Source organism: Pseudarthrobacter sp. B907 (assembly GCF_040137805.1).
In the GTDB taxonomy this organism is placed as follows: Bacteria; Actinomycetota; Actinomycetes; order Actinomycetales; family Micrococcaceae; genus Arthrobacter.
The window spans coordinates 1-12,681 of the sequence record NZ_JBEEQE010000029.1; the positions used below are offsets into that span (position 1 = coordinate 1).

General features: G+C 68.1%; 8 protein-coding genes and 1 rRNA gene. 4 read left to right on the plus strand and 5 right to left on the minus strand.

Translation table 11 applies throughout. From position 1 onward, the window contains the following. On the minus strand, positions 1-186 hold a 186-nt coding region (locus ABLI39_RS17160), incomplete at its 3' end, for a hypothetical protein (RefSeq protein WP_349414768.1). Between ABLI39_RS17160 and rrf the strand changes: the two genes are divergently transcribed. Beyond that, positions 175-291: ribosomal RNA gene (gene rrf, locus ABLI39_RS17165) — 5S ribosomal RNA — on the plus strand. The two genes, ABLI39_RS17160 and rrf, sit on opposite strands and share 12 nt — an antisense overlap. 123 nt (positions 292-414) lie before the next feature. After that, the gene (locus ABLI39_RS17170) at positions 415-903 is read left to right on the plus strand and encodes an SRPBCC domain-containing protein (protein ID WP_349414769.1); all 489 of its coding nucleotides are present in this window, start codon (positions 415-417) and stop codon (positions 901-903) included. Between the two features lie 58 nt (positions 904-961). Here ABLI39_RS17170 and ABLI39_RS17175 read toward each other — a convergent pair whose 3' ends face one another. The 4 genes from ABLI39_RS17175 to ABLI39_RS17190 form a co-directional block, all read right to left on the minus strand. Next, on the minus strand, positions 962-2,941 hold the full coding sequence (locus ABLI39_RS17175) for a serine/threonine-protein kinase (RefSeq protein WP_349414770.1): 1,980 nt from the start codon (positions 2,939-2,941) through the stop codon (positions 962-964). 78 nt (positions 2,942-3,019) lie between these two features. Continuing rightward, positions 3,020-7,336, minus strand: a complete 4,317-nt coding sequence (locus ABLI39_RS17180; RefSeq protein WP_349414771.1) for a type VII secretion EssC family protein — start codon at positions 7,334-7,336, stop codon at positions 3,020-3,022. Positions 7,337-7,399: 63 nt separating this feature from the next. Next, positions 7,400-8,743, minus strand: a complete 1,344-nt coding sequence (locus ABLI39_RS17185; protein WP_349414772.1) for a hypothetical protein — start codon at positions 8,741-8,743, stop codon at positions 7,400-7,402. After that, positions 8,740-11,601 carry a hypothetical protein gene (locus ABLI39_RS17190; RefSeq protein WP_349414773.1) on the minus strand — a complete coding sequence of 954 codons (2,862 nt, stop codon included), beginning with the start codon at positions 11,599-11,601 and terminating at the stop codon, positions 8,740-8,742. The genes ABLI39_RS17185 and ABLI39_RS17190 overlap by 4 nt, the downstream gene beginning before the upstream one ends. Before the next feature lie 255 nt (positions 11,602-11,856). Here ABLI39_RS17190 and ABLI39_RS17195 point away from each other — a divergent pair, with 255 nt between their 5' ends. Both ABLI39_RS17195 and ABLI39_RS17200 read left to right on the plus strand, forming a co-directional pair. Further along, complete coding sequence (locus ABLI39_RS17195; protein ID WP_175321939.1) at positions 11,857-12,138, plus strand: pyrophosphorylase; 282 nt, start codon at positions 11,857-11,859, stop codon at positions 12,136-12,138. Positions 12,139-12,371: 233 nt separating this feature from the next. Beyond that, a partial coding sequence (locus ABLI39_RS17200) for a hypothetical protein (protein WP_349414774.1) occupies positions 12,372-12,681 on the plus strand: 310 nt, incomplete at its 3' end.

Sequence of the window (12,681 nt, forward strand, 5' to 3'; positions counted from 1 at the left end):
AGACTGCTTGCGTCCACTATGTGGTTCCCAAACAACAAAGCCGTCGCCAGACGAAACGTTGCACAGGAACCAATAACTGAATAACAACACCACAACTGCACCAAGTGCAGCGAACATGTTGTAACCACCAGATTTCCCACCCCAGGCCCCCGGCCAGGGGCGCGGACACAGGGTTACGGCGGTCATAGCGTGGGGGAAACGCCCGGTCCCATTCCGAACCCGGAAGCTAAGACCCACAGCGCCGATGGTACTGCACCCGGGAGGGTGTGGGAGAGTAGGTCACCGCCGGACATCTATTAGGTCGAGAGCCTCCAACCACCAGGTTGGAGGCTCTCCCCCTTTAACCACAAAACCACCCATCCCGGCTACACCGGACCGGGCAGGGCGGAGCGGCAACCAGTAGAGTTGGTGCCCATGGATAACCTCTTCAGCCACGCTGCGGCCTCTCCGGAACCCGAGCCGGCAGGGGGTCTCGAGCCGGTGGTGTTTACCGTCGTCGTCCCCGGCGCGGTCGCGAGGGCTTTTGTCGGATTTACCGAGCACACCCATCTCTGGTGGCCGCTCGAGGACCACAGTGTGTACGGTGCGGGCTCCTATGTGGAGTTCGAGGAAAACCTGATTCTCGAAACGGCGGACGACGGCCGGACCGCCATCTGGGGCACAATCGACGACTGGCAACCCCCACTGTCCTTCCACGCCAGCTGGCACCCCGGCACGAAGGCCCTGTGGTCCACCGAGCTGCGCGTCGCCTTCAGGGCGGTGGAAGGCGGCACGGAGCTGCGGTTGGTACAGAGCGGCTGGGAGGGCGCCCAGGACCCGGCTGCGACGCGTGCGGAGTACCAGGCGGGCTGGCCCGGCGTGCTGCAGAGGTTCGTCCGATTCATGGGCGGCTCCGGCGAGTAGCAGCCGGCCCCCGCATGGCCGGAGGACTGGGCGGCTTCGTGACTTCCGGCTAAAGACGCTACGAGTTCTCGCGGGAGGTGATTCCGAAGCTCGGCGACTGGAGCTCGGTGAAGTTCCCAACGCTGGCGCGCACGGTGCACTGGGGCGTGATCTGAAGGGCTGTCACGGTGAGCCCGGAGCTTTCCACCGCCAGTGCCCCGCCGCAGCCGTCGGAGAACCGCAGACCCTTCTCGCCGTCGGTCACCGCATCGAGCATCTGAGACGGCTTCCCGGAAGCGGGACTGACGTAGAGCGGGTTGAGCTCGTCGGCCCCGCTGGCCCATACCGGCACCAAGGTGATGCGAAGTGGGCTGGACGTCACGATGCGCGCCGGAGTGCGCACTTCTACACCCTTCAGGCGCTGGACCGGATAGGCGGTGCCCTTGACTTCCGAGTCTTGAGTCGCGGCCGTTGTCGCCTCGGAGCCGGCTCTCAGCCACGCATCGAGGGACTTCTGGTCCCCAGGGGTCACCGACACCGTGGCGGTCACCTCGACTCGTCCTCCCGCCGGGACCTTCAGCCCCGAAAGCCTCCAGCCGCAGCCGACGTCGAGACCGGTCAGCGAGGCCTGGTTCCGGCTCGCCGGGGCGCCGCTCCAGGTGACTGCGGGACACGCTTCGCCGTCGGTCAGGCCAGGGATTACTTCAAGGAACTCGCCGGATAGCGGCGCCTTCTGTGCCGAGTACGCGATGGTCAGGCGCACTTGACCGGATGACGGCGTGTAGGCTGCGGCCCGCGAGATCGTCAGGCCGGTCGGCAGGGTCGTGCCCTGAAGCTGCGTGGACAACTGCCCGCCGGCCCCGGTCGTCGCCTGCGGCTGGTCGGAGGGGGCGAGGACAGCGAAGCCTCCCACCATGGCCACTAGCAGGAGCGCAGCGGAACCGGCAAGGAGCAGCGCCTTACGGGTCCGCCAGAACGGAACGCTCTCCGTGCTGTCCTTGGACCGGACGTCCGGTGTCTGCTGGAGTTCCCGGCGCGGAATGGAACGGACGATCGTTGCGTTGTCCGCCTCGCCGAGTTCCGGCACTTCGTGGCCGGCGTCCGCCACCGGTGCCGTGGCGAAGGCTGCGAGCTCCGAATCGGAAAAGGCCCCGCGAACGACAGTGGCGGGGCGTTCGACCTCGACGAAGTCCTCCGGTGCCTCGGTGCGGGTCAATGCTTCTACACCTGCTAGTGCGCGGAGGTGCCGCCGAAGGGTAGCGGCGGCCTCGCGCGCCGTCGGGCGTTGGTCCGGCTCCTTGGAGAGCAGCGCGTCGAGTACTTGCCAGAGCGGGTCGGGCACGGGAATTCGAGGCGGGCGTGAGGACACATGGCGGTAGGCGACGCTGAAGTCTGGCCCGGGCCCGGCGAAGGGGGTGCGCCCGGCCAGGAGCTCGTAGAGCAGAACGCCGGTGGAGTACACATCGCCTGGCGGGCCGGAGCGGCCCTGGCTGATGAGTTCGGGCGGCATGTACTGCGGTGTGCCGATCAGGCCTGTGGTCTGCCGGATCCTCTCGCTCACCACGTCGGCTATGCCGAAGTCCGAGACCCGCACGTCGCCCGGGCCCCACTCGGCCCAGGGGCGGGCGAGGAGCACGTTGTCCGGTTTGATATCCCGGTGGGTGACGCCGCGGGAGTGTGCCAGGGCAAGTGCATCGTAAACCTCGGCCGCCACCGTGAGCGCGTCCGCCGGGCGGAGCGGCCCGGTTGCCCGCACCACGTCCCGGAGCGAGCCGCCGGCTACATAGTCCATCACGATGGCCAAGCGGGAGCCTTCAACCACCATGTCCCTGACCGTGACGATGTGGGAGTCCTGCAGCCCGAGGAGCACGGACCGCTCACGGACGAAGCGTTCCACGAGCGAGGGATCGTCGGCATGCTCGGGACGCAGGACCTTTGCGGCAAAGGTGGCGCCGTCGGCCGAAGTGACCGTCCAGACTTCGCCGACGGCACCCGAGCCCACCCGTTCGCCGAATCGGTAGGACGCTCCGAGCGCCTGACCCCTCTGTGCGAGTTGCATTCCGTATTCTCCAACGCTGTCGATCTGGTTCCCCGCTCCGGGCGGCTGGCTCATGTTCACGGGCTGCCGCCCGCCGGGTCAATCCCCGGTGCTGATGGACTGGATCAGGGACAGCTGGCCGCCTACCCCCAGATAGCCGCGCCCAGCGGTCATCGCCACGGGGGACCGCCGCGGGAGCGTCGCACCCAGCAGTTCGCCGTCGTAATTCACGTCCGGTTGCAGAAGGACGCCCAGCCGGGACTTGCGGACCGTCTTGGTCCAGTGGCTGTACAGCCCGCGCAGGTCCGCTGCCCGTCCGGAGGCAATGACGCACAGGCCTGGCTGCCCGGAAGACACAATGCCCGCGATGGATTGATCAGCGTCCTCGAAGCGCTCGGCGTCGTCAATCAGCAGGAATACCGCGCCCCGCTCCAGCCGGAGCGAAGCCACCAGTGCAGGTACCTCGTCAGCGCCCACAGCGACCCGGTCGAAGTCCGAAGAGGCCAGGGGCGAGCGGCGGTCGCAGATGGCCCACACCTGGGCCGGGCCATGGGGTGTGGCGGTGCCGCGGACGGCTGCCGCAATGGCGAGCAGGAGGGTAGATTTGCCCGAACGGGCGGGTCCGGCGAGTAAGGCATGCTCACCCTCGTAGATTTCGAGGAACGCCGGGGAGAGGTCCGCCTCCTGCATCCCCACCGGGACGAGCCACGGCTCGGCGTCCAGTCGGGGTTTCACGCCCAGCTCCGGCAACGTGACGCTGGCGGGCAGGCGCCGGATGGCCTGCGACTTAGCCGGCGCAGCGGGCCAGCTCCGCTGTACGAGATCCACTGCGAACTCGATCCCGATGCCCGGCGTCGCCACGTGCATCTGCAGCGAGGTGCGCGGATCCACGCAGCGGCCGGGAAGCGGAGCGGGGATTTCCTTGCCGCGGACACCCAGCGAAGAGTAGTCGTAGGCGTCCGCCAGCCGGAAGAGCCACCGCTGCAGTGTCACCTCGTTCATGGCCGAGGGCACCGCCTTGGCGCGTGTGGTGGTGACCGCAAAGGACAGCCCTAACGCCGGACCGTCCGCATAGGCGCGATACAACAGCGCCAGCAGCTGCTGGCCCTCAAAGTCCTGGAACTCATCGCGCAGCGAGGCCAGCCCGTCCACCAGCACCACGGTGCGGCGGTGCCGGCCCGGATCCGCGCGGCGGCTCTCCAACTCGGTATTCAGGTGGCGCAGGAACCGGGCCTGCTGTTCCTTGGCGCCGGCGCCGGTTCCCACATAGGCCACCGTGTGCGGCAGCGCTGCCAGCGGTTCCAGCTCGCGGGAGCCCATGTCGAGGATCATCAGGTCCAGCTCGGACGGATCGGTGTCCTTCGCGAGGGTCAGCGCGATCGATGCCAGCGCTGTGCTTGTGCCGGAGCCGGCCACGCCCATGAGCATCAGGTTCCCGACGGATAGGTCCCACCCAGCCGCAGACTGGCGCTGCAGTTCCGGCTCGTCCACGACGGCCACCAGAACAGAGGAGCCTTGGACGGCACCTGCCGTCGGCAGGGGAGGGAGTGCATGTGGCAGGGGTGAAACGGCCTGCGCTCCGGGGTGGGCGGCGTCCTTTGGCGCAAGGAAACCATCCAGCTCGACCCGCTCGCCCAAGGCCTCGGGCCAGACCTGCCGTGGCGGGGCATAGCCTGCCTCGGCATTGGCCACGACAATCGCATCGATGAGCAGGTCCAGGTCGTTCCCGTCCGCCGCCGCAGCACTCGGCCGCGGTGCGGGCGCAGGGACGCCGAACTGGCGTATCTCCCGCACGTCCACGGCTGGCCCGCCGCCGAGCTGGGCCTGCCCGGTCACGAGGGCAGTCTGCACCGGAGTGATCTCGTCCTGGCCCAGTTTCACGAAGGCGCGGCCCATCTGGGCCCGGCCAATCGCCGACGCGGTGGGTACACCGATGACGTTGTTCGAGTCGTCGCGGCTTTGCACGCGCAAGGCCACCCGGAGGTTCGTATTCGCGAGGATGTCGTCACTGACCACTCCCGCCGGGCGCTGTGTTGCCAGGATCATGTGCACTCCCAAGGTCCGGCCGACGGCGCCTACGCTCACGAGTGCCTTGAGTACGTCCGGGAAGTCCTTGGCCAGCATGGCGAACTCGTCGATCACTAGGAGCAGCCGCGGCATGGGCTCAGCCGGGTTCGTCGCCAGGTAAGCGTCCAGGTTGTCGATGCCCTCGCCGGCCGCGGCGAAGATCCTCTGGCGCCGCTCCATCTCCGCCTCCAGCGCACGGAGGGCCCGGTCCGCGAGTTGTTCGTCCAGATTGGAAATGGTGCCGATCGTGTGCGGCAGGCGTTCGCAGGCCTTGAAGGCTGCGCCGCCCTTGAAGTCGACCAGGATGAAGTTCAGCCGGGTCGGATCGTTGCGTGCCGCGAGGCCGGCCACGAGCGAGCGGAGGAACTCGGACTTGCCGGAACCGGTGGTGCCGCCGACCAGGCCGTGCGGTCCATCCTTGACCAGGTCCAAGGTCAGGGTGCCGGCCTCGCCGGTGCCGATCGGCGTGGACACGCCGGTGGGGGACTGCCACAGGCGGCGGATTGTGGCCAGATCGGGGCGGTCGAAACCAAGGAGCCCGGGCAGCCGCACCAGCGAGGGCAGCGAGGCGCCGGGAACGCTCAGCTCCGGATCCTCGAAATGTGCAACCCGCATGGCGCAGCGCAGGGCCTCCTCACGGTCCAGGCCCGCCAGGATGACGTCCTCAACACGGGTCAGGTCCTCGGGCTGGTAGACCGTGGCCGCGGCATCCATACCCACCGTGACGATCGACGTGCAAGCCGCCGGCAACTGCTCCTCGGAGGTTGCAATGACGATGCCGGCCACCCGGGAGGGGGGTCGCTGCGCACTGGTGTGGACCCCGGGCATCGAGCGGCCCGTCCCTAGCAGCGCGCGGGCCGGTGCGTCCCGGCCCTCCGTGAGCACCTCGGAATCCAGAACGACGAACAGCGCGGGTGTGGGGAGTTCCTGCACGTCGTCTTTGAGCGCACGCAACATTGCAACGCTGGTCTCACGGTGCGCCGACATCCAGCGCTCGCCGGTACTGCTGCCCGCCTGGCGGGTGTGCGGCAGCCACGAGGCCCACTCCCACTCGTCGGCGCGCCCTGCGTCGCAGAATACCCCGACGGTCAGATCCGCGGGACCCACATGCACCGCGGCCTGGGTCAGGAGGGACCGCGCCAGCGCCAGCGCCCCCTTCCTCGGGCCCACAATGCCCACCACCCCGGCGTCGGTCAGGTCCACAAGCACGGGGGAAGCCTGCAACCGCGCTGCGGCAAGCGAGTCCTTTACCTTCTCGTCCATCCGGGCCCCGGCCGCTCGGTCCACCTCAGGCTTCCAGGGGACATCACCTGTGCCGGCGTGCAGGGCCAGAAAGTCATCCGCGTCCGCGCGGCGCTGCCACAAGGACGTGGCAGGCAAAGCCGGGCGTCGTACAACCGTCGCCGGATCCGGGATCATTCGGTGCCGACGGGCGGTCTCCGCCGCGGCAGCGGCACGGACCTGCTGCTCGAACTCCTCGAGTGCGCCGGCGAAGCGTTCGTCTTCTTCTTTAAGCCCGCGGGCATGTCGGCGCTTTTGCTCGAACCACATGCCCACGGCCATGACCGGGCTCAGCAGGGCGAACATCGCGAAGCGCAGATCCCGCAGGATCAGGACCATCGCCGCCGCCATCACCAGGGGCGCCACCACCGAGATGTAGCTGAATTTGCTGGCCGGCGGGACTTCCTTCCGGCTCGGCGGAACGAGAGGCTCGCCCGCCGGCGCCCGTCCGGGGCGGGGCGGCCGGTTGAAGGGTGCGGTCCCCGCCGGTGTGAGGTTGTGCAAGCTGCCGGGCGCCGGAGCCGGCGGCTCCTCCAGGGACCGGCGCAGGAGAAGCACCGTGCCGCCGGCCGTGATCGTGGCGGTTTCGGTGACCAGAACCCCGTCCTCGCCAACTTGCTGGCCGTTAACGAGGGTGCCGTTGGTGGACCCGCCATCAATTACCCGCACCCCGTCTTCCTCGCGGCGCAGGCGGCAGTGGTCCCAGGACGCGCTCTCGGTGGGAAGGCTCAAATCGGCGTGCGGCGACCGGCCGATGAGCATCTCACGGCCGTGCGGCACGTCGACCACGGCGCCGGCTTGCTCGCCACCGGCGAGCGTCAGGCTCCAGTCGCGCACCCTCCCCGGGGTCTGCCAGGGCGCCCGCGAGATGCGGCTGCCCTCCAGGATGACCAGCTCGGAGAAAGGGGTGGATCCACGCACCTCGGCCTCGTTGAGGAACACGGTCTCCTCAGAGGCGAGCCGCGGGCCGCCCGCGGCCGCCACGAAGTCCGCCAGTGTGGTTGCGGGCGCGGCCTGAGCCACTTCGCACTCGAAGCGGCGTTCGTCCAGGTCGATCAGCACTCGCACCGGGGCGCTCCTTCTGTGGTGAAATAATGACCCGTTCGCCCGTGGTGGGCGGGGGCAGCGTGGTCAGGGATTCGCCGGCGTCGGCACCCAGACGAGCCGGGGAGCGGCCTCGTCTCGCGGGCGGAGCCCCAGATCCTGCGGGGAAGCGTGGACCGGGATGGCCTCCGCGGTCAGCGCTGTGGAGCGGGAGAAGTCCAGCGCGGGGCCGGCAAGGCCGTCGGCAGGGCCGAACGACATGGCGCGCAGTGCCGGTCCGACCTTGGCGGGATCGCCGCTTCGGGCCGATGCGGCCGCCCGCACGAAAGCGACGACGGCGTCGTGGCTGCGTGCGTCCGCGGCCCAGGCGTCGACGGAGAACGCGGCGTCGTGAGTCAAGTTCCTGACCTTCGGGTCGCCGGACGCCAGCCGCACGGCGGACAGGAACGCGGACATCCCGCGCCCCTGGGCGTCCTGCTGGAGCGCGGTGGCGTCGCCTCCGGCCTGGGCTATGCTGACCAGTTGCCCGGAGGCCGCGCCGTCGAGTTCGGCGAGCGTCGAAGCAAACGCCGGGGCTGTGGCACCGTCGGGCAGGACTACAGGTACGGACACGTCGCGCGCCTGCAGGGCCTGGACCAGCCGGGCCAACCGCTGCGGGGTGGCGGCCGAGACGATCACGGCGTCCGCGGGCTCGGCCACCCGGGTGGATTCGGCGCCTGCGGGGGCATCGCCGGCCGGCGGGCGCAGCTGGTCACCGGTCCGGATGGCGGCTTCCTGGGCTAGCTCGCGCACATCGTTGAAGTCGACGAGGTTCAGGGTCTGCGAGATCCCGACCGAGGTCGGCCTCCCGCCGCCGTCGCTAACCAGCAGCACCCTGTTCTTGCCGCTCAGCGCCTTTCGAAGGGCGGCTTGGCGGGATGAACCCGAGGGCCCCGTCGTCCAGGTGGCCTGCCCGGGATTCGCCGGTTCGTCGTAGGGCAGGATCGCAGGGAGGCCCAGCTCCTGGGCGGCCTTGGCCGCAGCCTGCGCCTGGGAACCCGTGGTCGCCACGATAACCCCGGATACTCCCTGTTTGGCGAGGGTTTGGACGGCGGCGCGCGCGCCGTCGTCTGTGCCTCGGTCGTTCTGGGCCGCCAAGGCGACTGCGGCGCCGCCCCGGGCAAAGCGCTGTGCGGCGACGACAGCGCCCTGTGCCGCTTGGTTATACGCGGAGCCCTGCTCGCCGGATCGGCCCAGCGTGAGGACGACGCCGAGGGAGAAGTCTCTCGGCAGGCCCTCCGCCGTCAGCATCACGGGAACCGCCGCGGCCACCGGATCCGGCCGTGGTGCCTCCCCGGGGCGGCTCAGAGTCATGGTGAGGGCGAGCGCAGCCATGAGGACGACGGCGGCACCGGCGGCGAGCAGGGTCGTGAGCCTGGCACGGGGGCTCATGCTTCGCCGCCGATCTTGAAGATGTACAGGGTCTGCGACCTGGCGCCGGCTGGCACCTCGAGGTGGAACGGCGGCAATTCGTCGACTGCGGTGAGGGAGGCTTTGAACTGGGCTTGGCGCAGCAGCAAACCCGCCACGTCCCTGGAGCGGATGTTGGCGTAGCCCTCAGCGTTCTGCGATGCCAGTGCCAGCTGATAGTCAGCGGTGTCGGCTTTGGCGGCGCTTGTCGCCATCGAGCCCAGCAGGCCAGAGCCGTTCACCGAGCGGTCGCCCAGATCAAGCATTACCTTGTTCAGGCTGGAGGACAGGAGGGCCCTGGCGCCTTCGACATCGCGTGTCGAGCCGGATGTGCTGGAGGCGATGCTCGCAAGCGAGGTCTGCGTGCTCTTGTCCAGGGACGCGGCCAGCGCATCGCTCTGTTGGTGCAGTTCGTCCCGTTGCTTGTTCACCGTGCCCTTGGCGTCCTCTACTACCTCGTCCGAGGTGGACTTCAACCCGGAGATGGAGCGGTTGAAGGCCGTGACGACGGAGTCGGAACCTGCGCCACCGATTTCGGCGACCTGGCGTACTTGGTCGCCGACGGCCTTGTAGACCTCAGCGGCGGTGTCGGCCGAGACTTGGCGGAGGGATTCCTTGATCTTGTCGCCGAGGCCGTCCTGTTGCTCCTTCAACTTCCCCAGCGTCAAACCGACCGCGCCGGAGGAGTCGATCGCGCCGCCAAGCGCCGTGTTCAAGGCAACAAGTTCGCCCTTGGTGTTGTTGACGCCTCCGGTTGCGGCGCCGTCGAGCGCCTTCGTCGCCGTGATGATCGCGTCCAGCTTGGCGTCGAGGTCATCCACCGTCGCGCCCAGGGTGGTCAGTGCCTGGCCGATCACCGCGTCGGGGGCGGCGGTGTCGGTGGCCGCCAGGACCGCGTCCCAGGCCGCCGACTGGGCCACGAGCCGGTCGCCCAGCGGGGCTTTGAACCCCGGCGGCGGGGTCAGCCCCGGAGCCGGGTTTCCGTTTACGTCTGTGGCCACGCACGGAGTGGACGTCAGGTAGGAGCGCAGCTGGTCCGCCTGGCTGGCGGAAAGCCGGCCCGCACGGGGGGAAGTGCCGTCGGCCATTTTGCACAGCTCATCGGCAAGCTGTTGGGCTTGCTGCGTCATGGAGCCGTTCAGCAGCGAGCCGTCGCCGAGCTCGGTCCGGGCGGTCTGGGCGGTCTTCTTGATGTCGACCAGCTTTTGCCGCAGGCCGTCGATGCTGCTGCTGACCGCGGCAGCCGCGTCCCGGCTGGCGGCGACGGATGCCTTGGCGGACTTGATCGCCGCGTTCACGTTGGCGAGCGCAGTCTTGTAGTCATCGGTGGTCTGGGCGCCGGCGAGCACAGCAGCGAGATCGGCGCGCACTGTCTCCAGCGTCGCGGCGGAGGAGGCCTGATCCTTGATCGCGCCCTCGACCAGTTGTGGCTGCAGGTCCGCCACCAGGTCGTCGCCTTTCTTGACCAGGCCCAGCAAAGCGCCGGTGACGGTCACAGCGGAGCCGTAGAGCGAGCAGGTCATCGAGGCCTGCTCTGCGCAGTCTTTGGCGGTGGGGTTCTCGGGGCCCATGGTGGCTTTGATGGCGCCTGCCACGGTATCCCGGCAGCCGGCGCTTACCTTTGCGTAGGCGTCGAGCTGCGAAGCCATGGTCTGGATGCTGGAGAAAACCGTGGCCGCCTTGCCCGACTTCGCTACCTCGGCCGTGCAGCCGTTGCCGCTGATGGGAGCCGTTGCGGGCACAGCCGTAGTGTCGCCGAGCATCGTGTCCACAGTCGACACGGTCAGCTTCAGCTGGGACGCGGTGGTGGACTGCGTCGACTTCGTCGCGGACTCCAGGTCGGCGCCGAGGGTCTTCAACTGTTCTTTCAGGTCCACCATGGTGGCGCCCAGCGCCGCGGAGTTATCGCGCAGCTCGCTCGCGGTCTTGACGCCCAGGGTCTGTGAGGTCGCCTGCAGGTTCCGCCGGATGTCGGTGATCGTGGAACCGGCCTTAGTCAGCACCGTGTTGACGTCTGAAACCAGCGAGATTGTGCGGCGCTGCAACTCCATCTCGGAGCCCGCGCCCGAGGAGAACGCGCCTGCGAGGACGCCGTCGGCGCTGAGGTCGGTGTTGAGGCCGGGCTGGACCGCCACGTCGAAAGCGGGGACTTGGAAGTTTTTGACATCAGCGACCAGGCGCAGGGTAGTGCTCGCGCCGGACCGCGGCGGGGCCAGCACGGTGGCCCATTGCACCACGGTGGCACCGTCCTCGGCTCTGCTGAGGACACCGTTGGTACCCGTCCTGCCGTCCGCGGAACCCGCGGTCACGTCATCGGCCCGGACCCCGGCAAGTTTGGTTGCCGCCGCGATGGTCAGCGGTGCCCCTACCAAGGCGGTGGCGGAGCGGGATTGGCCGGCCGCGTCATATGCGATGACCCGCGGCTTAACCGTGAGGTTTTCCAGCGTCAGGTCGATCTCGACCGGCCCGGAGTGCCCCTTAAGCTCGGTGAGGTCGGAGCCGGACTTGTCACCGGCCCGGTACTGCAGGCTCACCCGGACCGGCAGCTCACCGACCGCCTGGGCGGCGTCGTACTTTGCATCCTGTGCAGAGGAGGCTCCGGCCGCGGAGACGGAAATGGTGGTGCCGTTGATCGTCCGGACACCGGCGGCAGAGGACAGGCCCACACGCACGCTTTGCAGGAGCTTGACCGGGTTGGACACCGCTTCGGACTCGGGAACTTTGGTGCACGACGTCGTCGTTGCGACCAGCCCCACGGCGACAATGACGGCGCCCAGCGCGCGGCCCGTGGCCGTGCGTCGTTTCCGTTTGTGCGGGTGAGAATACGTTGATACGGGCATGATCGTCCCCCTGTTGCGTTCATGGTGCCTCGAATAGGATATACGGGGTTGGTCCGGCAAATTGACTAACTACCGTTTTGAGTTCCTCGACGCCGCCTGGCATTCAGGAGTGGTGCCGCGGAAAGGCCCCTGCTGGCCCGGCATGTTTCTTCTTTTGTTGGATTTATTGCCGAGACTTGGTAGCGTCAGCGTGGTCTGGGCCCCGGCCTGCATTTGGCCGGCCGTAAATGGTTGTCTTTTGGGGAGGAACTTCTTATGTCGCGTGTGTTGTCTACTGAGCAAGCGAAGGCTGCGATCGCGCAGGTGCAGTCGATCATCAATGGCGGTTTCACCGACCAGATCTCTGCGCTGGACTCGCAGGGCAAGGTGCTGTCGGATCCGAATGTCTGGGATGGTCCCCTGGCGGCGGAGTTCCGCGGTTCGACCTGGCCGGAGACGAAGGCGGCCCTGGATAAGGCCAAGGATGAGCTGGAGCAGTTGCGGGGACAGTTGCAGAAGATCTCGCAGGATATTTTCTCGGCTGGCGGCGGCGCCTGAACTGGTTTTCTCGCGAGTGAAGGCCGGGCAGCCACTCCGCTTTCTGTGAGCGGGCGGTTGCCCGGCCTTGCGCGGTCCTACATTCTTAGCCGGCCCCGGGTTCTATCCAGGTCCGGTTTTTATGCCTGGTGTCGTGCTGTTCCTGCCGCTGGTGACCTTTCCCGGGCGGCTGTGGGTCAGTGTGATGGTGGCTTTTCTTTATTCCGGTTCTTGTTCAATGGGGGGCTTTGGCTGTGACCGAGTTCGTTGAGGTGCCGTTGTTGCCGGCTTCGGATGCAACTGACGGTGGGCGGTTCAGTTATGCCGTTGCGGATTCCGTCAGGGCGGGATTTGAGTCGGCGGCCTCAAGGCTTGAGGAGCATTCCGGGTCGCGGACGTCGTTCGTCGCCTCGGCGAAGGAGGACTTCAAGGGGCACTTTTCGGAGGTTTTCGCGGCCAACGCTGCCACGGCGAGGGGCGACGCGGAGGCATTGGCGGCGGCGCTGCGGACGGTGGCCGGTTACGTGGGTCAGATGATCGGGGCCGCGCACGAGGAGGATGCCC